The sequence below is a fragment of the Mesorhizobium sp. M4B.F.Ca.ET.203.01.1.1 genome, assembly GCF_004791025.1.
In the GTDB taxonomy this organism is placed as follows: domain Bacteria; phylum Pseudomonadota; class Alphaproteobacteria; order Rhizobiales; family Rhizobiaceae; genus Mesorhizobium; species Mesorhizobium abyssinicae.
In genome coordinates, this window is sequence record NZ_SRUO01000004.1 from 525,337 (window position 1) to 548,425 (window position 23,089).

The window sequence follows — 23,089 nt, forward strand, 5'->3', positions numbered from 1 at the left end:
TGCAATCATATCAGACGGGCACGTTCCAGATTTCTTTCGCATATTGGCGGATCGTGCGATCGGAAGAGAACCAGCCGACGCGAGCGACGTTGCGGATGGCGCGCGCGTACCAGTCGGGGCTGTTGCGCCAGACGGTATCGACGTCGCGCTGGGTGGCCGCGTAAGTGTCGAAGTCGGCCGCCACCATGAACCAGTCGCTGTTGTAGAGGCCGTCGATCAATGCGCGGTAGCGCTGCGGATCGTCAGGAGAGAAGACGCCCGAGGAGATGGCAGCGAGCGCCTGCGAAAGTTCCGGCGAGCCTTCGATCACCGCGCGCGGATTGTAGCCGTTGTTGCGCCGCTCGGCGACCTCGGCGGTGGTCAGGCCGAAGATGAAGATGTTGTCGTCGCCGACGCATTCCTTGATCTCGACATTGGCGCCGTCCAGCGTGCCGATGGTCAGCGCGCCGTTCAGCGCGAACTTCATGTTGCCGGTGCCGGAGGCTTCCATGCCGGCGGTCGAGATCTGCTCGGAAAGGTCCGCGGCCGGCATCAGCACTTCGGCCAGGCTGACATTGTAGTTCGGCACGAACACGACCTTGAGCAGGCCGCGCACCGCCGGATCGCGGTTGATGACCCTGGCGACGTCGTTGGCGAGTTTGATGATCAGCTTGGCGTTGTGGTAGCTCGGCGCCGCCTTGCCGCCGAAGAATTTTACGCGCGGCATCCAGTCGCGCTCGGGGTGCGAGCGGATCTGGTCGTAGAGCGCGACGGCTTCCAGGATGTTGAGCAGCTGGCGCTTGTATTCGTGGATGCGCTTGACCTGGATGTCGAACAGCGCCGAGGGGTCGAGCTTGATGCCGAGCCGGTCGGCGACCAGGTTGGCGAGTCTCGACTTGTTCGCCCGCTTCACCGCCGCGAACTTCTCGCGGAAGGTGGCGTCGCCGGCAAAGGCGTCGAGCCCCTTGATGGCGTCGATATCGTCCAGGAAGCGGTCGCCGATCGCCTCGCGGGCAAGCGCGGTGAGGCCGGGATTGCACTGGATCAGCCAGCGCCGCGGCGTGATGCCGTTGGTCTTGTTGTTGATGCGGTCGGGATAGAGCTTGTGGAGGTCGGCGAACACCGTCTCCTTCATCAGCTCGGTGTGCAGCGCCGAGACGCCGTTGATCGAATGCGAGCCGACGAAGGCCAGATTGCCCATGCGCACGCGGCGGTCGCCATTCTCCTGGATCAGCGAGATGCGGCTGATCTGCTCGCCCGAGAACTTGTTGGTGGCGCGCGCCTCCAGAAGCACCTCGGCATTGATGGCGTAGACGATCTGCATGTGGCGCGGCAGCAGCCGCTCGAACAGCGGCACCGGCCAGCTTTCCAGCGCCTCCGGCAGCAGCGTGTGGTTGGTGTAGCCGAAGGTGCGCTTGGTGATGTCCCAGGCCTGGTCGAAATCCATGCCGTGGACGTCCATCAGGAGCCGCATCAGTTCGGGCACGGCGATCGCCGGATGGGTGTCGTTGAGATGGATCGCCGCCTTGTCGGGCAGCGACTGCAGGTCGCCATATTGGCTGAGATGGCGCTGGACGATGTCCTGCAGCGAGGCGGTGGAGAAGAAATACTCCTGGCGCAGCCTGAGCTCCTGCCCGGCCATGTGGGAATCGGCGGGATAGAGCACGCGCGACAGGGCGTCGGCCTTGTTGCTTTCGGCCAGCGCGCCGATGTGGTCGCCAGCGTTGAACTTGTCGAGCAGGATCGGATCGATCGGCATGCCGGACCACAGCCGCAGCGTGTTGACGCGGTTGGCCCGCCAGCCGGCGACCGGCGTGTCGTAGGCGACCGCCAGCACATGCTCGGTCGGCTTCCAGACGTGGCGCTCGAGCCTGCCGTCCTTGGAGGTGATCGATTCCACCGAGCCGCCGAAGCCGACCTCGAAGGAGCGCTCGCGGCGCTCGAACTCCCAGGGATTGCCGTGGTCGAGCCAGGTTTCCGGCAGCTCCACCTGCCAGCCGTCATGGATCTCCTGGCGGAACATGCCGTTGGCGTAGCGGATGCCGTAGCCATGCGCCGGAATGCCGACGGTGGCCATGCTCTCCATGAAGCAGGCGGCGAGCCGGCCAAGACCGCCATTACCGAGCGCGGCATCGGGTTCGAGCCCGGCGATGAGATCGAGGTCGACGCCGAGCGAGCGCAGCGCCTCGCGCATGTTGTCCATCAGGCCGAGATTGGAGAATGCGTCGCGCATCAGGCGGCCGATGAGGAATTCCAGCGACAGGTAGTAGACGCGCTTTTCCTGCTGGGCGTAGGCCTCCTGCGTGGCCTGCATCCACTGATCGACGACGCGGTCGCGCACGACCTTGATCGATGCGGTGAGCCAGTCGTACTGGGTGGCGACGTTGGTGCCCTTGCCGACCCTGTATTTGAGGGCCAGCAAGACCTCGTCGGCGAGCGTCTTGGGGTCGGGGATTTCCAGGATGGGAGCTTCGGTCGTCATCGCGCTTGTCATGTCGCCTCTCGTGCGGTTGCCATGATCATACCGGCTTTCACGGTTCCTCCCACCCTACCCCAGTGCATTGCAGCATATATTCAATCGATTAGGTCGACAGGCAACCGATTCATCTGCGGCAAATTACCCGTCGCGGCGAATCAGGCGGCCAGCGCGTCCTCCGGCGGCTTCTTGGCGCCGGTCATCAGGGCGACGGCATCCGACATGGAAATCTGCTTCGGATCGACGACGCACAGGCGCCGTCCGAGCCGGTGGATGTGGATGCGGTCGGCGACCTCGAACACATGCGGCATGTTGTGCGAGATGAGCACGATCGGCAGGCCGCGCTTCTTGACGTCGAGGATCAGTTCCAGCACGCGGCGGCTTTCCTTGACGCCGAGGGCGGCGGTCGGCTCGTCCATGATCACCACTTTCGAGCCGAAGGCGGCGGCGCGCGCCACCGCGACGCCCTGGCGCTGGCCGCCCGAGAGCGTTTCGACCGCCTGGCTGATGTTCTGGATGGTCATCAGGCCGAGTTCGGTGAGCTTGTCGCGGGCGCGCTTTTCCATCGCCGGACGGTCGAGCATGCGCAGCCAGCTGCCGAGCGGGCCAGGTTTGCGGATCTCGCGGCCGAGGAACATGTTGTCGGCGATCGACAGCGCCGGCGACAAAGCGAGGTTCTGGTAGACAGTCTCGATGCCGGCTTCTCGAGCCTCCATCGGCGACTTGAAGGCAACGGCTTTGCCTTCAAGCTTGATTTCCCCTTCGTCGGGCACCGCCGCGCCGGAAATCGCCTTGATGAGCGATGATTTGCCGGCGCCGTTGTCGCCGATCACCGCCAGGATTTCGCCCGGATAGAGGTCGAAATCGGCATTGTCGAGGGCGGTGACACGACCATAGCGCTTGGTGAGACCGCGCGCGGTGAGGATGGGTTCCTGGGTCATGATTATGCCGAAACCTTTCTGATCCATTGATCGACCGCCACGGCGCCGATGATCAGCACGCCGGTGAGCAGCACTTTCCATTGCGGATCGGCGCCCATCATGTTGAGACCCATCGAGACGACGCCGACGATCATGGCGCCGAACAACGTGCCGAGGATCGAGCCGCGGCCGCCGAAGAGCGAGATGCCGCCGATCACCGTCGCGGTGATGGCTTGCAGATTGTAGTCGGTGACGGCAGCCGACGGTGAGATCGAGCCGTTGCGGCCGATCGAGACCCAGGCCGCGAAAGCGGCGATCAGCCCGGCAAGGGCATAGACCGTGATCAGTACCTTCTTGGTCTGGATGCCCGACAGTTTCGCAGCCTCCTGATCGTCGCCGACGGCATAGACATGGCGGCCCCAGGCGGTGTGGTTGAGCACGTACCAAAGCACTCCCACCAGCACGACCGTGGCAATGACGCCGGCTGTCAGCACGGCGGAGCCGACCCTGAAGCTCATCGCGAACAGGTGCAGCAGCGGCGCCTGCGCATCGACATCGGCATCGCGGATCGTCTCATTGGCCGAATAGATGAAATTCGTGGCCATGACGATGTTCCAGGTGCCGAGCGTGACGATGAACGGCGGCAGCTTCATGTAGGCGACCAAAAGGCCGTTGAGCAGCCCGCAGGCGGCGCCGGCGGCAAGGCCGACGATAACGGCGAGGATGGTCGGCATACCGTAGGTGATGGCGCAGTTGCCCATGATGACGGCCGAAATCACCATGATCACGCCGATCGACAGGTCGATGCCGGCGGTCAGGATGACCAGCGTCTGGGCGGCGCCCAGAATACCGACGATGGCGATCTGCTGCAGGATCAGCGTCAGCGTGTAGGACGAAAAGAACCGTCCGCCGATGGCGATGCCGAAGATGATGATCGACAAGACCAGCACGATCAGCGGCACAGCGGCCGGCGTGGAGTGCAGGAAATGCTGGGCGCGCTTGACGAACGACTTGCCGTGCTCATCGAAGGCGGCGACGCTGGTGTCGCTGCTCGAGAGAACCTTCTCGAATTCCTGAATCTGAGACATATCTCCTCCCGTCTGCGCGGAGCTTCTCACGGCTCCCCGTCCCGTTCACGCATTCCGGTCTGTCGCCTGGATTGTCAGCGCCAACGAAAGCGCATCGTCCACCCGATGCGGCCGGGGATCAAGCCCCCAGCCGCAAGGTTTATGTGCCGGTCAGCCCAGCATCAGCCCCAGCACTTGGCGAGGCCTTCCTTGGTGTCGATCGACTTGACGCCGTTGGCCGGCTTGTCGGTGACGAGGTTGACGCCCGTATCGAAGAAGTTCTTGCCTTCGGTCGGCTTCGGCTTGGTGCCGTCCTTGGCGAAGGCGGCGATCGCCTCGATGCCGAGCGCGGCCATCTGCAGCGGATATTGCTGCGAGGTGGCGCCGATGACGCCTTCGGTTACCGACTTGACGCCGGGGCAGCCGCCGTCGACCGAGACGATCAGCACCTGCTTCTCGAGGCCAACTGCCTTGAGCGCCTGGTAGGCGCCGACGGCGGCCGGCTCGTTGATGGTGTGGATGACGTTGATGGTGTTGTCCTTCTGCAGGAGGTTCTCCATCGCCTTGCGGCCACCCTCTTCGTTGCCGTTGGTCACGTCATGGCCAACGATGCGCGGATCGTCCTCATCGCCGATCTTGTTGGGGTCCTTCACGTCGATGCCGTAGCCCATCATGAAGCCCTGGTCGCGCAGGACGTCCACGGTCGGCTGCGACGGGGTCAGGTCGAGGAAGCCGATCTTGGCGTCCTTGGCCTTGTCGCCAAGCGTCGCAGCGGCCCAGGCGCCGATCAGCTTGCCGGCTTCGAGGTTGTCCGTGGCGAAGGTCGCGTCGGCCGCATCGATCGGATCGAGCGGGGTGTCGAGCGCGATCACCAGCAGGCCGGCGTCACGCGCCTTCTTCACCGTCGGCACGATGCCCTTGGTGTCGGACGCGGTGATCAGAATACCCTTGGCACCGTCGGCGATGCAGCTTTCGATCGCCGCAACCTGGCTCTCGCTGTCGCCGTCGATCTTGCCGGCATAGGTCTTGAGGTCGACGCCAAGTTCCTTGGCCTTGGCGGTCGCGCCTTCCTTCATCTTGACGAAGAAGGGATTGGTGTCAGTCTTGGTGATCAGGCAGGCGCCGACGCCGGCGGCCGATGCCGTCGAGGCGAACGCCATCAGGCCCAACGCGGCGGCCGCGAACACGGTGGACTTCAGCAGTGCTTTCTTGGTCACGATTTTCCTCCCAGTGGAACCATTGCGGACGCCGGGCCACCCGACGTCTCAAGCGCATCCAACCATTTCTCCCAGCGTGGACACCCCCTCAAAAGACACCACTCCGAGACGGCTGTCAATAATTAAATCACTCTTATTTATTATTGACAGCCTTGCGTCGTTCACTCATTCTGCACGAAAAGCATTGAGGGGAAACGACGGAGGAAACAGGGTGGAGACCGGCATTGCGAGGCACGGTTCGCCCGAGGCGGCAGAGAGCCGCCTGCACCGCGGCACCAACCAGAGCGGCATGCGCGACCACAATGAGCGGCTTGTGCTGTCCCTGGTGCGCCAGCATGGCAGCCTCGCCAAATCCGACATAGCGCGCATGACCGGACTCTCGGCGCAGACCGTTTCGGTGATCATGCGCGAGCTGGAGGACGACAGGCTGCTGGTGCGCCAGGCGCCGCTGCGCGGAAGGATCGGCCAGCCCTCCATTCCCATGGCGCTCAACCCCGAAGGCGCTTTCTTCATCGGCCTCAAGATCGGCCGCCGCAGCGCCGAGCTGGTGCTGATCGACTTCCTCGGCAATGTGCGCTCGATGCTGCAGCACTCCTACCGCTATCCGGCGCCGCGCGAGACGGTGGAATTCGCGCTTTCCGGCATGACCAGGATGCGTGGCGAACTTACCCAGGCGCAGGACAAGCGCATTGCCGGGCTCGGCATCGCCATGCCGTTCGAATTGTGGAACTGGGCCGACACCGCCGGCGCGCCGCGCGAGATCATGGACGAGTGGCGCCATCGCGACATCCGCTCCGACATCCAGGCGCAGTGCGACTTCCCTGTCTACCTGCAGAACGACGCCACCTCGGCCTGCGGCGCCGAGCTCGTCTTCGGCCAGGCGGGCGGGGCGCGCGACTTCGTCTATTTCTACATCGGCGCCTTCGCCGGCGGCGGCATCGTGCTCAACGGCCGGCTGTTCGGCGGACCGACCGGCAATGCCGGCGCGCTCGGCTCGATGCCGGTGCCGGGGCCGGACGGCAAGCCGACGCAGCTCATCGACGTGGCGTCGATCGCCATGCTGGAGAAGGCGCTCAACGCGCGCGGCGTCGAGGCCTCGCATCTGTGGACGTCGCCCGAGGACTGGGGCGAGATCGGCCCCGAGCTCGACCTATGGATCGCCGGCGCCGCGCAGGCCCTCGCCTACGCCATCGTCGCGGCCTCCTCGGTCATCGATTTCGAGGCGGCGGTGATCGACGGCTGGATGCCGCTCTCGGTGCGCGGCCGTCTCGTCGACGCGGTGAGAGTGGCCATCGGCACGATCGACGGCGAAGGCCTGAAGTTGCCGGCGGTGCGCGAAGGAACCGTCGGCATCCACGCGCGGGCACTTGGCGGCGCCAGCTTGCCGCTGTCGGAGCGCTTCCTGATCGGCTCGACCACGATTTCCAGGAGCGCCTAAGCATGCTGATCGGCATCCCCTCGCTGCTCGGCCCGGAGCTTCTGGCAACGCTGCGCGCCATGGGCCATGGCGACGAGATCGCGCTTGTCGACGGCAACTACCCGGCCGAGCAGCAGGCGCATCGGCTGATCCGCGCCGACGGCCATCACATGGTTCCCGTGCTCGACGCGATATTGAGCGTGCTGCCGGTGGACGACGCCGTGCCGGAGGCGCTGTTTCGCGCCTCGGTCAAGGGCGATCCGGCGCTCGCCGATCCGGTCCACCATGAGATGGAAGCGGTATGCGCCAGGCGCGCGCCCGGCCACAAGGTGGTTGCGCTGGCCGGCGCCGATTTCTATGCACGGGTCAAGGCCGCGCATGCGATCGTCGCCACCAGCGAACCCCGGCTCTATGCCAACATCATCATCCGCAAGGGCGTGATCTATCCGCCGGAAAGCCAGACATCATGATCCTCTGCTGCGGCGAAGCCCTGATCGACATGCTGCCGCGCACGACGACCGAGGGCGAACCGGCCTTCGCGCCCTATGTCGGCGGCGCGGTTTTCAACACGGCGATCGCGCTCGGGCGGCTCGGCGCGCCGGCCGGCTTCTTTTCCGGCCTGTCGTCGGACCTGTTCGGCGGCCAGTTCCGCGAAGCGCTCGGCGCAAGCAAGGTCAGTTCCACCTATGCCCACACCTCGCCAAGGCCGACGACGCTCGCCTTCGTGCGGCTCACCAACGGCCAGGCGACCTACACTTTCTACGACGAGAACACCGCCGGGCGCATGCTCACCATCGAGGATCTGCCGAGCCTCGGCGCCGAGATCGAGGCGATGCTGTTCGGCGCCATCAGCCTGATCTCCGAGCCTGCCGGATCGGCCTATGAGGAGTTCATGCGGCGCGAGCACAACAGCCGCGTCATGATGCTCGACCCCAACATCCGGCCGAACTTCATCCCCGACAAGGCAAAGCACCTGCGGCGCATCCGCGAGATGATGGCGATGGCCGACATCGTGAAACTGTCGGACGAGGACCTCAACTGGTTTGACGAAGCCGGCTCGCATGAGGACGTCATCCGCAACTGGCTGGATCGCGGACCGAAGCTGATCGTCGTCACCCATGGCAGCGAGGGCGCGGTCGGCTACAGCAAGAGCCACAAGGTCACGGTGATGCCGCAGAAGGTGACGGTGGTCGACACGGTCGGCGCCGGCGACACCTTCAATGCCGGCATCCTCGCCTCGTTGCACGAACAGGGCCTGCTCACCAAGGCAGCGATCGGCGACCTGTCGGAAGACGCGATCCGCCAGGCGCTGGCGCTCGGCGCCAAGGCGGCGGCGGTGACGGTGTCGCGCGCCGGCGCCAATCCGCCCTGGCGCCACGAAATCGCCTGATCGGCCGTCCATCCGGCGGCAAAGCCGTTCAGCCGGCTGATCACTTTATGTTTCCATCGGCTGAAAAAGCGCGAGAAAAGGCACTGATTGCGCCTTGCAAAGGCCGGAATTCCGGCACCTTGCGGAAAAGCAGGAGTGATCGTCGGTAACAGGCTGCGACATCCGGACCGGTCGCCATGCCCGTGGCCCGGCTTTCTCGGATTGTCCAAGTCTGGTACCAGCGGCCCGTTAAGTTGTTGTTTCTGTGCGTGTCATGCCCCCGCCGCTTGCCATGGCGACACGCACCAACCCCTTGTTGAGGCAGACATGCAGTTCATCGATCTCGGCGCGCAGCGCGAACGTATCCGCGACCGGCTCAAAGCCGCGATCGACCGCGTTGTCGACGAAGGCCGCTATATCCTCGGGCCTCAGGTCACCGAATTCGAAAACAAGCTCGCGGCCTATGTCGGCACCAAGCATGTCGTGGCCTGCGCCAACGGCACCGACGCGCTGCTGCTGCCGCTGTTCGCCGCCGGCATCGGTCCGGGCGATGCGGTCTTCGTGCCGAGCTTCACCTTCGCAGCGACGGCCGAAGTGGTGGCGCTGGCCAAGGCCGAACCGGTGTTCGTCGATGTCGATCCCGACACCTACAACATCGACATCGCCAGCCTCGAGGCGGCGATCCAGTTGATCAAGAAGGAAGGCAGGCTGAAGCCGAAGGCGATCATCCCGGTCGACCTGTTCGGGCTCGCCGCCGACTACGAGGCGATCATGGCGATCGCCAAGCGCGAGGACCTGCTGGTGATCGAGGACGCCGCCCAGTCGATCGGCGGCTCGGCCGACGGCAAGTTCTGCGGTTCCTTCGGCCATGTCGGCTCGACCAGCTTCTATCCGGCAAAGCCGCTCGGCTGCTACGGCGACGGTGGCGCGATGTTCACCAATGACGACGCGATGGCCGACAAGCTGCGCTCCTTCGCCTTCCACGGCAAGGGCGAGACCCAGTACGACAACATCCGCGTCGGCATCAATTCGCGTCTCGACACGCTGCAGGCGGCGATCCTGATCGAGAAGCTCGCCATCCTCGAGGACGAGATGGTTGCCCGGCAAGCGGTCGCCGACCGCTACGCCTCGGGTCTCGGCGATATCCTCACGGCCTCGCGCAATCTGGGCCACGGCCGCTCGGCCTGGGCGCAATACGCCATCGAAACGCCGAAGCGCGACGGGCTGAAGGCGCATCTGACGGAGAAGGGCATCCCTTCCGTCATCTACTACGTGAAGCCGCTGCACGTGCAGCTTGCCTATCGCGACTATCCGCGCACGCCGACCGGCCTCGCCGTTTCGGAGGAACTGCCGAAGCGGATCCTCTGCCTGCCGATGCACCCCTATCTCAGCGAAACCGACCAGGATCGCATCATCGAGACGATCCGCAACTATATCGGCTCGAACTCGGCGCACGTCGCGGCGGCGTAGGCCCCTCTACTGCCTGTCCAGCTCGACTATTCGTCGTCGAGCAGGATGCGTTCGGCCGCACCTTGCATGTCGTCGTACTGACCGCTTTTCAGCGACCACAAGAACGCGCCCAACGCCGCCCCGCCAAGCAGGAGGGCCAGCGGAATAAGATAGACGAGACTGCTCATGCGCGCCCCACCACGGGCGGCAGTGGCTTTGGCATCTGGTCGGCAACCCAACCGCTGGCCACGTCGCGGCCGGCGATGCCGCGAAGCCGCAAGGCGTTCGCGACGACCAGGATCGACGACGCCGACATGGCCAGTGCGGCAAGCAGCGGCGTGACCTGCCCGGCGATCGCAAACGGAATGGCGATGGCGTTGTAGCCGATCGCGAGGACGAAATTCTGATGCACCAGCCGCGCCGCCTGCCGGGCGATATCGATCGCATCGGGAATGGCCAGCAGGCTCGGCCGGAGAAAGACAAGGTCGGCGGCATTGCGGCCGATATCGCCTGCGCTGGACGGCGCCATCGACACATGCGCGGCACTCAACGCCGGCGCATCGTTGAGACCATCGCCGACCATCATCACCTTGCGGCCCGTGGCGGCAAGCGCGGCGATGCGGGCAACCTTCTCCGCGGGCAGCAGTCGTGCCGACACCTCGCCTATGCCGAGTTGCCCACCGACGCGCAAGACCGTCCGCTCCTGGTCGCCCGACATGATGGCCACGGCAAATCCATCGCGCTTCAGAGCCTCGATCGAGCGCGCCGCATCCTGCCGCAGGCTGTCCTCAAAAATGAATGAAGCGAGCGGATGGCCGTCGCGTGAGAGCATGGTTGCGGCCGTGGCGCCGGATACCGCCCATTCGGCCCGGCCGAGCCGGTAGAGGTGCCGCCCGATCCGGCACTCGACCCCCAGTCCCGGATGCTCGGCAATTGCGACCGGCATCATTTGCAAACCGTCGTCGAAGGCCGCCAGAGCCCGCGACACGGGATGATTGGAGCGAGCCGCGATCGCACCGGCGATCGCCAGTGCGGATGGCTCGATCTGCGAGGCATTGGCCAAGCTCAGCCGCCCCGTCGTCAGCGTTCCCGTCTTGTCGAAGAGAACCGTGTCGATCTCCGCCAGCCGCTCCAGGGCCGAGCCGTCCTTGACCATGATACCGGCCTCGAACAGCCGCCTGGCCGCCACCGTGTGCACGATCGGCACCGCAAGCCCAAGCGCGCAGGGGCAAGTGATGATCAACACCGCGATGGCGACACTTATGGCGCCATGCCAGTCGCCGGTCGCGAGCATCCAGCCGAGAAAGGTGAAAAGCGCGGTCAGGTGAACTACCGGCGAATAGAGACGCGCGGCGCGATCGGCGATGCGCCTGTAACGCGAGCGGCCGCCATCGGCCGCTTCCATCAGCGCCACCATTTCGGCGAGTGAGGAATTGCCGGCATCGGAGGTGGCCGTCAGCGTCAGCGCGCCGTTGAGGTTGAGCGTCCCGGCGCGCAAGGACGATCCGGGCCCGACCGATTGAGCGGCGCTCTCGCCGCTGACCAGCGAGCAATCGACATCGGACCGGCCGCCGTGGACGATGCCGTCGACCAGGAGGCGCTCGCCGGGCGCTACCGCCAGCAGCATGCCCTCCTTGATCTGTCCGGCAGGCAGATACTCGCGCGTACCGTCCTCGCGTTCCACCGTCGCGCCGCGCGGCGTGAGCCGGATCAGGCTGCGCACGGCGCTGCGCGCCTTCTCGCGCATGACATGGTCGAGGCTGCGGCCGATGAGCAGGAAGAACAAAAGCGACACCGCCGCATCGAAATAGGCATAGGCGCCGCCGGCGGCGGTGTCGTAAAGGCTGAGCGCGAACGCCAGGATGACGCCAACGGAGATCGGCACCTCCATACTGGTCCTTCCCTGCCGCAGGGCCGACCACGCCGCCGCGAAAAACACGCGTCCGGAATAGATCAGCGCCGGAAAGGCCAGCACCGCTGAAATCCAGTGAAAGGCCTGGCGGGTCTGTGGCTCCGCGCCCGACCAGATCGATACCGACAACAGCATGATGTTCATCGAGGCAAAGCCGGCGACGGCGGTTGCCCGCAGCAGCCGCGAAAGCTCGGGGTCGACGGCCGCGTCCTCGTTGTCGAACAGATGCGCCGCGTAGCCTGTCGTCATCACCGTCTCGAAAATGGGGGGCGGCATCTCGCCCCGCCATTTCACCGACAGCCGCCTGGCGGACAGGTTGACGCGCGCCTGCTCTACACCCGGGACGCGGCGGAACGCCCCCTCGATCGCGGCGATGCAGCCAGCGCAGTGGACGCCGGGCACCGACAGATCGGTCTGGCGCAGGCCATCCGCAAGGTCGTGGCTGGCGAGCAGGATTTCATCGCGCGACGGAGGGCCGCCGAGTTCGGCCGCGGCTTCCGCTCCGGGCGCGCAGCAACTCATCTCATTGCCTTGTAGGCGTGCCACGTACCGTGACCGAGCACGGGAAAAACGACAACCAGGCCAAGCAGGCCGGTGGCGACGCTCAACAGGAAAAGCGCAAGCACGATCGAGCCCCAGGCGATCATCACGGGTATGTTGTTCCAGACCAGCGAAATGCTGGTGCCCATGGCCGTGAAGGCATCCGTCTCCTCGTCGAAAAGCATCGGCACGGAGAAGGTGCTGATGGCAAAGGCGAAAGCGGCGAAGACGCCGCCGGCCACGGATCCAACCAGGAGCATCGCCCATCCAGTAGGTGTCGTGAACAACATCGACGTGATGTGATCGAGACCCGGGAACGGCAGCAGGCCGAAGAACAGCGCGTAGATCAAGACCGCAGCCCGCATCCACACCAGCATAAGCAGGCATAGGATCGCCCCGGTGAACCAGACCTGCGCGCCGGATTTCGGCCGCACGAAGGTCATGCGCGAAAGCGAGACTGGCTGCCCTGCCGCGATCGCCCAGCTCTTTTCATAGAGGCCGATGGCGATCAGCGGCCCGACGACCATGAAGCCGGCGAGCGCGGGAAACAGGATATAGTCCAGGCCAAGCGCGAACAGTGTCCAGACGATCGCCAGCGAAACCATGAAAACCGCCGCGCCATAGACGAGGCTCGGGCCGGGGCTGACCATGAAATCCCGCCAGCCGGCTTTGAGCCAACCGACAGCGGTGCCGGCCGGCAGGTTGCGTCGGTTGCGCTCGATGTAGGGCCGCGAGGCGTCTGGGGCTTCGGTCATGGTCTTCTCTCTCAACACGCCGGCCTGGCCGGACGAAGGAGGGACGCCGTGTCTAAGGCGGGATCGAGCACGCATTCCGGCTGCGATTGGACGGCGACGTAGACAAGATGAACATTGGCGCCGATGAAGACGGCCAACAGCACCGCCACGACTGCAAACCACTTGAGCCGGGTGTTTGCCCGCCTTCGCGCCGATAGACCGGCAATCATGGCCGCCGTTCTCATTTGGCCTGCCCAAGCTGGCCGACATAGAGCGCGAGCAGCTTGATCTCCGCCGGCGTCAGCCGCGCGTTCCAGTTCGGCATGTGCCCCTGGCGGCCGGAATAGACCGTCGAATACACATCCTGGAGCGTGCCGCCGTAGATCCAATGGCTGTCGGTGAGGTCGGGCGCACCCTGCTCATGCATGCCCTTGGCGTCCTTGCCATGACACGCCACGCAGTTGCCGGCGAAAACCTCTCGGCCGGCCTCGATGCTTTCGGCCGACCCTGCGTCCGGCATCGACAGGGAGCGGACATAGGCGACGACGTCGGTGATCTTCTGACGATCGAGTATGCCGTCGCGGCCGAATGCCAGCATCTGCGAAACGCGGGTATCGTCATTGGTCGAATTGATGCCGATGCCGATCGTCTCGGCGATCTTCTCGGGTTCCCCGCCCCAAAGCCAAGACTTCGCCGTCAGATCCGGGAAGCCGGGCCCCCCAGTTGCCTTGATGCCGTGGCAAGCCGCGCAATTGTCCGAAAACAGCACGTGGCCGGCCTTCGTCACGTCCTGCATCAGCACCGGATCGGATTTGATCGCGGCGAAATCCAAGGCCTGGATCTTGTCCAGCCAAGCGGCGCGCTGAGCCTTCGCGGTTGCCACCTCCTGATCGACGATGCGACGCTGGTCGTTGCCGAGCAGGCCCTTCGTATAGGTCGAACCAAGCGGCCAGGCAGGCATCAGCAGCCAGTAGCCAAGGCAGAACAGCGCTCCGATGGCGAGAAAGAACAGCACCACCTTGGGAACCGGCGTGTTCAGTTCCTCAATGCCGTTCCATTCATGACCGGTCGTGGTGCGGCCGGTGACAGGGTCGCGTCGTCCTACATCCACGGCTTGTCGTCCTTGTCCAGAATGCTGCTTTTGGCGCGATCGAACCCGGCTCGATTGGACGGCCAGTAGGCATAAATCACCACCCCGGCGGACAGAGCGAGGAGATAGAAAAGGCCCCAGCTTTTGGAGATTGCGACCACCGCGTCATGCATGCTCATTCCCCCAGCGCCGTCTGGTCGGTCTTCCTGGCTGCATCGGTCAATCCGCCGAGGATCTGCAGATACGCGACTAGCGCGTCCATCTCCGTCAACTCGCCGGGATTGCCGTCGAAAGCCCTTACATGGGTCGCCTTGCCGTAACGCTCGGTGACGCCACGCGCCTTGTCACCATCCGGCGCGGACTGGCCATAGGCATCGATCGGCGCGTTGGCGACCATCTCGTCCGTGTAGGGCACGCCGACGGTCCGCAAGGCGGCCAGGTGCCTGCCGAGATCGTCAGTCCTCAAAGGCGTGCGCAGCAACCAGCGATAGGCCGGCATTATCGATTGCGGAACGACATCGCGTGGATTGTTGAGATGCGCCACCTGCCATGCATCCGAGTATTTCTCGCCGATGCGGGCTAGATCGGGCCCGGTGCGCTTCGACCCCCAGAGCATCGGGTGATCATATTTGGATTCGACCGCCAGCGAGTAAGGTCCGTAACGCTCGACCTCGTCGCGCAGCGACCGAATCATCTGGGAATGACAGGCGTAGCAGCCTTCACGCATGTAGATGTTGCGCCCGGCGACCTCGAGTGGCGTGTAGACGCGCATGTCGGGCGCCGCCTCGACCGTGGAGCCGATGGTGAAAAGCGGCGCGATTTCGACCAGGCCGCCGATCGAGGCGACGGCGATGATGGCCAGCATGAAGCGGATGGCGCTGCGTTCGAGTTTGCGATGGAGGTCAGCCACAGGTCATTCTCCAGGCAGTGCGGCAGGCCTGCCGAGCGGCAGGTCGACCTCGCCACCGGCCTCGACGCCACGCTCGAGGCGCGCCTGCCGGATGGTCATCAGCACATTGTAGGTTCCGACGATCGCGCCGAGCAGAAACAGCAGCCCGCCGAAGGTGCGCGCGATATAATAGGGATGCATCGCCTCGACCGTGTCGAGGAAGGAATAGGCGAGCGTTCCGTTCTCATTGTAGGTGCGCCACATCAGGCCCTGGATAATGCCCGAGTTCCACATCGAGAAGACGTAGACAATGGTGCCCGAGAGCGCGAGCCAGAAGTGCACCTCGACGAGTTTCGGCGAATAGATCGCCGGGCGCTTCCACATCCACGGGACCAAAGCGTAGATCGAGCCGAACGTGATCATCGCCACCCAACCCAGCGCGCCGCCGTGGACATGGCCGATTGTCCAGTCGGTGTAGTGGGAGACCGAGTTGACGGCGCGAATCGCCATGAACGACCCTTCGAAGGTCGACAGGCCGTAGAAGACCGCCGCGACCATCATGAAGCGCAGCGTCGCGTCGTCGCGCACCTTGTGCCAGGCGCCGTTGAGCGTCGCCAGGGCGTTGCCGGCCGAGGCCCAGGACGGCACCAGCAAAACCAGCGAAAATGTCATGCCGAGTGTCTGCACCCATTGCGGCAGCGCCGTGTAGTGCAGGTGGTGCGACCCTGCCCACATATACATGAAGGTAATGCCCCAGAAGCTGATCAGCGAAAGCGGATAGGAGAAGATTGGCCGCCCGGCGCGCTTCGGCAGGTAGTAGTACATCATGCCGAGGAAGCCCGAGGTGAGGAAGAAGGCGACGGCGTTGTGGCCGTACCACCATTGCGTCATCGCATCCTGCACGCCGGAGAAGGCCGAGTAGCTCTTGGCGCTGCCGAAGGAGATCGGCACAGCCAGGTTGTTGACGATATGCAGGATCGCCACGACCAGGATGAAGGCCATGTAGTACCAGTTCGCCACATAGATGTGCGGTTCCTTGCGGCGGGCCAGGGTGCGGACAAAGATCAGGAAATAGACAATCCAGACAATCACCAGCCAGAGGTCGGCATACCATTCCGGTTCCGCATATTCCTTGGATTGGGTGATGCCCAGGAGATAGCCGCTGGCTGCAACGATGCAGAAGAGATTGTAGCCGATCAGCACGAACCAGGGGCTCAACTGGTCGGGCAGCCGGGCGCGCGACGTTCTCTGCAGGACGTGGAAGGAGGTGGCGATCAGGGCATTTCCACCGAAGCCGAAGATGACGCCGCTGGTGTGGACCGGCCGCAACCTGCCGAAGCTCGCCCAGGCGGCGTCGAAGGTCAGCTCCGGCCAGGCCAAAAGCGCCGCAACCCAAACGCCAACGAACATGGCGATGACAGCCCAGAACATGGTGAGGACAATGCCCACCTTGGTCGGATCGTCATAGTAGTGCTCGAGCAGGGACCGGTCCGGCGGCGGCGCATCCCATCTGGCGATGATGAAGCCGCTCAACGCCAGCGCGAGAAGGAGCACGGTGAAGCCCTGGACGCCAAAAGGCTCGCCACGACCCGCGGCGGCCATGGCAAGCCCGATCGCCGCCACGACGAGGCAGATGATAAGCCCAATCTGCCGTTCGGTGACAGTAAGCTTGGTCATGCGAGGTCTGCCTTTCGCGTGCATGAACGGCGGTGGTTGGCCCGCCTTATACGCGCTGGCAGAAGCTGTCTTTGCGCTAGCGCAAATTGGCCTGCCCTATTGCCCGGTTTGCACTTTGAAAGTCTGTGCTTTCGCGGCATTGTACAAAGTATGACCACTGCCGAAATGAGATGAGCGCCGGCCGCCAGGACGTCCACAATTCCAACGTTCCCGCACTGTGCCAAAGCTGCGAGGCGCGACACAACGGCATGTGCGGCGTGCTCAACGCGGATGAGCTGCTCGCCTTCGCCAAGCACACGAGAGTCGTCAGGCACGGCGCCGGCGAAGAACTGCTTTCCGAAGGCGCGTCGATCACGGCGTACAGCAATGTCATGCGCGGCGTGGTCAAGCTGATCAAGACGCTTGCCGATGGACGCCGGCAGATCGTCGGGTTGCAGTTCGCGCCGGACTTCGTCGGCAGGCTCTATGCCGACGAAAGCGCGGTCACCGCCGAAGCCGCCTCGGACGTCGAGCTTTGCCGCATATCGAAGCGTGCCCTGGAGCGCATGGTCGCCAGCAATCCGATGCTGGAGGGGCGGCTGCTCAAGCAAGCGCTGCGCGATGTCGACGAGGCGCGGGAATGGATGGTCGCGCTCGGCCGCAAGACTGCCTCGGAGAAGCTGGCAAGCTTCCTCGGCCAGATCGGCAGACATCTCGACCCCATGGTCGCGCAAGACGATCGGACGCTGGCCTTCGAACTGCCGCTTACACGGGCCGAGATCGCCGATTTCCTGGGATTGACCATCGGGACGGTCTCGCGCGAGCTGTCGAGGCTGAAACGCGACGGGATTATCGAGATCAGATCCCGCCGTCAGATCGAAATCATCGACAGGCAGCGCCTCCAGCAGCGGTCAGGCTGACCCGATCGCGGCCGCTCACACTGCCTTGGCTGCCTTCCCGCTCGCAATAAAGTGCGGATTCGCGAAATCGGCGTCGCTGGCCTGGTTGCGCTTGCCATAGGCGAGCGGCTGGCCGTCCAGCGTGCGCGTCATGCCGCCGGCTGCGCGCAATACCGCATCGCCCGCCGCGGTATCCCATTCCATGGTGCGGCCGAAGCGTGGATAGACGTCTGCCTCGGCGGCGGCGACGAGGCAGAATTTCAGCGACGAGCCGACCGAGACGATCTCGGCGGCACCGAGGTCGCGAATGAAGGCATCGGTTTCGGGCGTATTGTGCGAGCGGCTGGCGACGACGGCGAGCGGCGTCCCCCCTGCCCGCACGGCAATCGGCCGGCGGCCGGTGATGCGAAACTCGCCATCGACCTCGATCGCTTCCGCCCTGCCCGGTCGGCCCGAGAAGAAGCGCCCGGTGCAGGGCGCGAAGACGACACCGACTTCCGGCACGCCGTGACGAATGAGCGCGATGTTGACGGTGAAATCGGTGCGGCGGTTGACGAATTCCTTGGTGCCGTCGAGCGGATCGATGAGAAAGAAGACGCCGTCGAGATCGGGTGTCGCAATGCCGGCCGCCACCTCTTCCTCGGCCACGCAAGGGATGGCCGGATAAGCGGCGCGCAGGCCGGCGAGGATGATCTTCTCGCTCTCGCGGTCGGCTTCCGTCACCGGCGAGGAGTCGGACTTGCGGTCGACGGCGCAGCCTTCGTGAAAGACGCGCATGACCTCGCGCCCGGCTTCCAGCGCCAGGCGCTCGAACACGCCGAGTATTACCTCGTCGTCAGATGCCGCCGCCGCTGTCGTATTGGTCTTCGGCAATGTCGCGCTCGTTCAGCCAGAGTTCCAGGGCCTCTACCATCTCCTCGGCCGATCTGCCGAGCGTCTTGAGATGGATTTCGGGATTCTCCGGAGCTTCATAGGGTGAATCGACGCCGGTGAAATTCTTGATCTCGCCACTCAGCGCGCGCGCATAGAGGCCCTTCGGGTCGCGCCTGGCGCATTCCTCGAAGGGCGTGTCGACGAACACCTCGACGAACTCGCCATCGGCCATCAGTTCGCGCGCCACGCGCCGTTCGGCGGCGAAGGGCGAGATGAAGGAGACGATGACGATCAGGCCGGCATCGGCCATCAGGCGGGCGACCTCGGCGACGCGGCGGATGTTCTCGACGCGGTCGGCGTCGGTGAAGCCCAGATCGCGGTTGAGACCGTGGCGGACATTGTCGCCGTCGAGGATGTAGGTGTGGCGCCCGGAGGCGAACAGCTTCTTCTCGAACAGGTTGGCGATGGTCGACTTGCCAGAGCCGGAAAGGCCGGTGAACCAGAACACGGCCGGGCGCTGGTTCTTCAGGTCGGAACGGCCGCGCTTGCCGACATCGAGCGACTGCCAATGGATGTTTTCGGCGCGGCGCAGCGAATGCAGGATCATGCCGGCGCCGACCGTGGCATTGCTGATGCGGTCGATCAGGATGAAGGCGCCGGTGGTGCGGTTCTCGGCGAAATTGTCGAAGGCGATCGGCGAGCGCGTCGAGAGATTGCAGATGCCGACCTCGTTCATCTCCAGCGACTTCGCCGCCTCGTGGGCGAAGTCGTTGACGTTGACGCGGTACTTCAGCTCGGTGACGGTGGCGCTCACCTGGTCGGTTTCGGTGCGCAGGATGTAGGAGCGGCCGGGCAGCAGCGCATGCTCGTCGAACCAGACGATGTTGGCGGCGAACTGGTCGGCGACCTGCGGCCGCGACGCTGGCGCGACCAGAATGTTGCCGCGCGACACCTCGACCTCGTCGTCGAGGACGAGCGTGATCGCCTGGCCGGCGACCGCTTGGGCAAGGTCGCCGCCATGGGCGACGATGCGCTTGACGCGGGACGACTTGCCGGACTTGGCGACGACGACCTCGTCGCCCTGCGCAACCGAGCCGGAAGCGATGGTGCCGGCAAAACCGCGGAAATCGAGATTGGGCCGATTGACGTACTGCACCGGGAAACGGAACGGCTGCTCGACCGCGGCCTCGTCGACCGAAACGGTTTCCAAGTGCTCGATCAGTGTCGGCCCGGAATACCATTGCATGTTGGCGGAGCGGCTGGAGACATTGTCGCCATAGCGGGCCGACATCGGGATCGGCGCGATCGTCTGGAAGCCGAGATTGTGCGAGAACCGGCTGTAGTCCTCGACGATCTTGTCGAACACCGCCTGGTCGAAATCGACGAGGTCGATCTTGTTGACGGCCAGCACAATGTGGCGAATGCCGAGCAGCGAGGCGATGATCGAATGGCGCCTGGTCTGGCGCAGCACCCCCTGGCGCGCGTCGATCAGCACGATGGCGAGATCGGCGGTCGAGGCGCCGGTCGCCATGTTGCGCGTGTACTGCTCGTGGCCGGGCGTGTCGGCGACGATGAACTTGCGCTTCGGGGTGGCGAAGAAGCGGTAGGCGACGTCGATGGTGATGCCCTGCTCGCGCTCGGCTTCGAGCCCGTCGACCAGCAGCGCGAAATCAATGTCGTCGCCTGTCGTGCCGTGCTTGCGCGAATCGCGCTCCAGCGCGGCAAGCTGGTCTTCGAAGATCTGCTTGGTGTCCGACAGCAGACGCCCGATCAGCGTCGACTTGCCGTCGTCAACCGAGCCGCAAGTGAGGAAGCGAAGCAGCGACTTCTTTTCCTGCGCGGCCATGTATTCGCGGATCGAGTCGGTGGGGGCGAGGCTTTTGGCCATGATGTGGCGCATGCTCAAAAATACCCCTCGCGCTTCTTCTTTTCCATCGAGCCCGCTTCGTCGCGGTCGATGAGGCGGCCCTGGCGCTCCGAGGTGCGCGCCGTCAGCATCTCGCCGACGATGGCCTCCAGCGTGTCGGCATCGGACTCGATGGCGCCGGTTAGCGGATAGCAGCCCAGCGTGCGGAAGCGGACCAGCCGGTTTTCGACCGCCTCGCCGGGCCGCAGCTGCATGCGGTCGTCGTCCTTGAGGATCAGCATGCCGTCGCGCTCGACCACCGGCCGCTCCTTGGCGAAATACAGCGGCACGATCGGGATGTTTTCCTGCAGGATGTACTGCCAGATGTCGAGCTCGGTCCAGTTCGACAGCGGAAAGACGCGGATCGACTCGCCGGCGGCAATGCGGGTGTTGAAGATCTTCCACATTTCCGGCCGCTGGTTCTTCGGATCCCAGGAATGCTGGGCGTTGCGGAAGGAGAAGATGCGCTCCTTTGCGCGCGACTTCTCCTCGTCGCGGCGGGCGCCGCCGAAGGCGGCGTCGAAGCCGTATTTGTCGAGCGCCTGGCGCAGAGCCACCGTCTTCATCACATGGGTATGGGTGTTCGAGCCATGGTCGAACGGGTTGATGCCGTCGCGCACGCCGTCCTCGTTGACGTGCACCAGGAGGTCGAAGCCGAGTTTCTGCGCCATCTGGTCGCGAAAGGCGATCATCTCGCGGAACTTCCAGGTGGTGTCGACGTGCAGGAAGGGAAAAGGCGGCTTGGCCGGGAAGAAGGCCTTCATCGCCAGGTGCATCAGCACGGAAGAATCCTTGCCGACCGAATAGAGCATGACGGGCTTGGAGAAGGAGGCCGCCACCTCGCGGAAGATGTGGATGGATTCGGCCTCGAGCCGCTGCAGGTGCGTAAGGGCGATATTCATGGACTGTGAGCGTTCTCTCGTGCCATCCAGACCTTGCATCAACGGATCAGGCACCGTTTCGTAGAAACAGCCCGGTTCAAGCTTTGCTTCTGGACATTCGTGCCGGCGTTCTAGCAGATCGCGATTGCGGGGAACAATGCCAGACGCGCCCGCCAGACGGCCAATCCGGAATGAATTTTCCACGATCGGTGCGTATGTGGGAAAATCCTGCCCTACCGCCTGATGCATGACAAAGAACGGAGAAACTATTGCCTTTCGGGTGACCGCAGCCAGCCCGGCAGCGCGAGGTTCCCGCTCACGCGGATGCGGGCCGGGCTGCCGATTTGTGATGAGCCCTCCAGCGGCCGCACTATCGGGAATCGGACCCAGCCGCTATACCGGCCACAAATGCTACCCGCGCGCCGTGGCACCAGATAGGCTTCGAAGGTGATCGCGTCCGCCGTCGCGGACCAACACGGCGTCCCAACGACCCCCAGACATTGCGAAACAGAGCATTGAACCCGCTTTTATCCATCAGACGGCACCTCACGCCCGCGCAGATCAACGTCTACTTCTCGATCCTTTGCTTCTTTTGTCCGCCGGTGCTGGGTTCGGCCGTGAGTTTCGTGTTCAACGGCGGCGGCCTTTGGTCGGTGCTTCTGCTCGCCCTGAGGCGGCGGCGCTTCAATTTCGACCCGCCGATGCTCGCCATGACGGTCGCGATCTATGCCTATTGCGCGGCATATCTGCTGGCGTCGGTCGTCAACAACGCGCTCCGGGCCGATGCGCCGCATCTCCTGGCGCTGGTCACCTTCCTGCTCTTCCCGATCTCCTACTCGACCTGGAGCATCACCGCCAAGGCGACGCTTGCCCGCATCGTCGTGGTGGCCAGCATGGCGGCATGTTTCGGCGCCCTCGTGCTGGCCGTGGCGCAGTATTACTGGCTAGGCATGCGGGCCGAGGGCGGAGCCGGAAACGCCATCCCATTCGCCACGGTCACCTGCCTCGGCGTCATGATGTGTCTGGCCGGCGCGCTTTCGGGCATTGAGCGACCCAAGGGCCTGCTGCTCCTGGCGGCCGTGACCGGCATCATCGCGATCCTCTATTCGGGCACACGCATCATCTGGGTGGCCGTGCCGGTATCGGTCCTCGCCGTGCTTCTGATCAACCGGCGCAAGCTGGAGGAGGCAAGTCTCGTGCGTCTCTTGCTGATCGCCGCCGCGATGTCGCTGGTGATCGGCATTCTCGGTTTCCACATCGTGTCGGAACGTGCGGATTTCCTATTCAGCGACTGGGACGCGCTTGCCAAGGGCGACCATTCGACGGCGACGGGACTGCGCGTGGCCCTGTGGCAAATCGGGCTCGATGCGTTCCGGGACGCTCCGATTTTCGGCCATGGCATCGCCGCCAGCCAGGCGCTGATGAAACAAGGTTTTCACGACCAGTTCGGCATGGCCGCGGGCTTCAGCCATTTCCACAACGGTTTCCTGACCGCGCTGGTGCAGGCCGGCTTGGCCGGGGCCATCACGCTGGCGGCGATCTTCGTGGTCGCGGCGTGGAACGCGGCAAGGGTCCTGCGCGCCAGCGCCGATCCGCTGGAGCGCTTCGGCGCAACGATGGTCGCCGTCACGGTGATCGTCTACCTGATCGGCGGAATGACCGGCATCCTGCTCGGCCACGATATCCTTGATTCGACATTCATGGTCTTCGTGGTCGCCGGGACCTACCTCGCATCGGGACGCCAGCAGGAGCTGCCGCGGGAGCTGGCGGCGGCGGCTCCGGCCGCCTGACCACGGGGATGCGCAAACCCGGGGT

20 protein-coding genes are annotated in these 23,089 nt (G+C 64.5%); 6 read left to right on the forward strand and 14 right to left on the reverse strand.

Annotated features, from left to right (window positions below; all coding sequences use genetic code 11):
- Positions 1 to 10: 10 nt before the first annotated feature.
- From EN846_RS12410 to EN846_RS12425, 4 genes are all read right to left on the reverse strand, one after another.
- A complete protein-coding gene (locus EN846_RS12410; RefSeq protein WP_135858089.1) occupies positions 11 to 2,473 on the reverse strand; it encodes a glycogen/starch/alpha-glucan phosphorylase in 2,463 nt (820 codons plus the stop codon).
- Between the two features lie 140 nt (positions 2,474 to 2,613).
- Complete coding sequence (locus EN846_RS12415) at positions 2,614 to 3,396, reverse strand: ATP-binding cassette domain-containing protein (protein WP_187331199.1); 783 nt, start codon at positions 3,394 to 3,396, stop codon at positions 2,614 to 2,616.
- 2 nt (positions 3,397 to 3,398) lie between these two features.
- On the reverse strand, positions 3,399 to 4,463 hold the full coding sequence (locus tag EN846_RS12420) for an ABC transporter permease (RefSeq protein WP_127283842.1): 1,065 nt from the start codon (positions 4,461 to 4,463) through the stop codon (positions 3,399 to 3,401).
- 161 nt (positions 4,464 to 4,624) lie between these two features.
- Positions 4,625 to 5,641, reverse strand: coding sequence for a sugar ABC transporter substrate-binding protein (locus EN846_RS12425; RefSeq protein ID WP_187331253.1), 1,017 nt, complete (start codon positions 5,639 to 5,641; stop codon positions 4,625 to 4,627).
- A gap of 229 nt (positions 5,642 to 5,870) precedes the next feature.
- Between EN846_RS12425 and EN846_RS12430 the strand changes: the two genes are divergently transcribed.
- From EN846_RS12430 to EN846_RS12445, 4 genes are all read left to right on the forward strand, one after another.
- On the forward strand, positions 5,871 to 7,097 hold the full coding sequence (locus EN846_RS12430; RefSeq protein ID WP_127283840.1) for an ROK family transcriptional regulator: 1,227 nt from the start codon (positions 5,871 to 5,873) through the stop codon (positions 7,095 to 7,097).
- A 2-nt stretch (positions 7,098 to 7,099) separates the two neighbouring features.
- Entirely contained in the window at positions 7,100 to 7,546 is a 447-nt protein-coding gene (locus EN846_RS12435) for an RbsD/FucU domain-containing protein (RefSeq protein ID WP_127283839.1), read from the forward strand.
- Positions 7,543 to 8,466, forward strand: coding sequence for a carbohydrate kinase (locus tag EN846_RS12440; RefSeq protein ID WP_127283838.1), 924 nt, complete (start codon positions 7,543 to 7,545; stop codon positions 8,464 to 8,466). Before EN846_RS12435 ends, EN846_RS12440 begins: the two co-directional genes overlap by 4 nt.
- Positions 8,467 to 8,772: 306 nt before the next feature.
- A complete protein-coding gene (locus EN846_RS12445; protein WP_127391548.1) occupies positions 8,773 to 9,915 on the forward strand; it encodes a DegT/DnrJ/EryC1/StrS aminotransferase family protein in 1,143 nt (380 codons plus the stop codon).
- Between the two features lie 26 nt (positions 9,916 to 9,941).
- Here the strand turns inward: EN846_RS12445 and ccoS are convergent, their stop codons facing one another.
- From ccoS to ccoN, 7 genes are all read right to left on the reverse strand, one after another.
- Complete coding sequence (gene ccoS, locus EN846_RS12450; RefSeq protein ID WP_127283836.1) at positions 9,942 to 10,082, reverse strand: cbb3-type cytochrome oxidase assembly protein CcoS; 141 nt, start codon at positions 10,080 to 10,082, stop codon at positions 9,942 to 9,944.
- Positions 10,079 to 12,328, reverse strand: coding sequence for a heavy metal translocating P-type ATPase (locus tag EN846_RS12455; RefSeq protein ID WP_127391549.1), 2,250 nt, complete (start codon positions 12,326 to 12,328; stop codon positions 10,079 to 10,081). The genes ccoS and EN846_RS12455 overlap by 4 nt, the downstream gene beginning before the upstream one ends.
- Positions 12,325 to 13,101 carry a DUF2189 domain-containing protein gene (locus EN846_RS12460; protein ID WP_127391550.1) on the reverse strand — a complete coding sequence of 259 codons (777 nt, stop codon included), beginning with the start codon at positions 13,099 to 13,101 and terminating at the stop codon, positions 12,325 to 12,327. Before EN846_RS12460 ends, EN846_RS12455 begins: the two co-directional genes overlap by 4 nt.
- A gap of 220 nt (positions 13,102 to 13,321) precedes the next feature.
- Positions 13,322 to 14,191 (reverse strand): cytochrome-c oxidase, cbb3-type subunit III, encoded by an 870-nt coding sequence (ccoP, locus tag EN846_RS12470; RefSeq protein ID WP_127310519.1) that lies wholly within the window; start codon positions 14,189 to 14,191, stop codon positions 13,322 to 13,324.
- Positions 14,182 to 14,349: a cbb3-type cytochrome c oxidase subunit 3 gene (locus EN846_RS12475; protein WP_127310520.1), complete on the reverse strand. Its 168-nt coding sequence runs from the start codon at positions 14,347 to 14,349 to the stop codon at positions 14,182 to 14,184. The genes ccoP and EN846_RS12475 overlap by 10 nt, the downstream gene beginning before the upstream one ends.
- The gene (gene ccoO / locus EN846_RS12480) at positions 14,346 to 15,080 is read right to left on the reverse strand and encodes a cytochrome-c oxidase, cbb3-type subunit II (RefSeq protein ID WP_127391551.1); all 735 of its coding nucleotides are present in this window, start codon (positions 15,078 to 15,080) and stop codon (positions 14,346 to 14,348) included. Before ccoO ends, EN846_RS12475 begins: the two co-directional genes overlap by 4 nt.
- Before the next feature lie 3 nt (positions 15,081 to 15,083).
- Positions 15,084 to 16,736: a cytochrome-c oxidase, cbb3-type subunit I gene (gene ccoN, locus EN846_RS12485; protein WP_189379723.1), complete on the reverse strand. Its 1,653-nt coding sequence runs from the start codon at positions 16,734 to 16,736 to the stop codon at positions 15,084 to 15,086.
- A gap of 170 nt (positions 16,737 to 16,906) precedes the next feature.
- Between ccoN and EN846_RS12490 the strand changes: the two genes are divergently transcribed.
- A complete protein-coding gene (locus EN846_RS12490; RefSeq protein WP_127391553.1) occupies positions 16,907 to 17,635 on the forward strand; it encodes a Crp/Fnr family transcriptional regulator in 729 nt (242 codons plus the stop codon).
- Between the two features lie 15 nt (positions 17,636 to 17,650).
- On the opposite strand, the gene cysQ is transcribed toward EN846_RS12490, so the two are convergent.
- From cysQ to cysD, 3 genes are read right to left on the reverse strand one after another with little or no spacing between them, the layout of a single operon-like run.
- Positions 17,651 to 18,439, reverse strand: a complete 789-nt coding sequence (gene cysQ / locus EN846_RS12495) for a 3'(2'),5'-bisphosphate nucleotidase CysQ (RefSeq protein ID WP_187331254.1) — start codon at positions 18,437 to 18,439, stop codon at positions 17,651 to 17,653.
- A gap of 10 nt (positions 18,440 to 18,449) precedes the next feature.
- Positions 18,450 to 20,387, reverse strand: coding sequence for a sulfate adenylyltransferase subunit CysN (cysN, locus tag EN846_RS12500; RefSeq protein WP_187331201.1), 1,938 nt, complete (start codon positions 20,385 to 20,387; stop codon positions 18,450 to 18,452).
- Positions 20,388 to 20,389: 2 nt separating this feature from the next.
- On the reverse strand, positions 20,390 to 21,295 hold the full coding sequence (gene cysD / locus EN846_RS12505) for a sulfate adenylyltransferase subunit CysD (protein WP_127283826.1): 906 nt from the start codon (positions 21,293 to 21,295) through the stop codon (positions 20,390 to 20,392).
- Between the two features lie 494 nt (positions 21,296 to 21,789).
- Between cysD and EN846_RS12510 the strand changes: the two genes are divergently transcribed.
- Complete coding sequence (locus EN846_RS12510) at positions 21,790 to 23,064, forward strand: O-antigen ligase (RefSeq protein ID WP_127283825.1); 1,275 nt, start codon at positions 21,790 to 21,792, stop codon at positions 23,062 to 23,064.
- Positions 23,065 to 23,089: the final 25 nt, after the last annotated feature.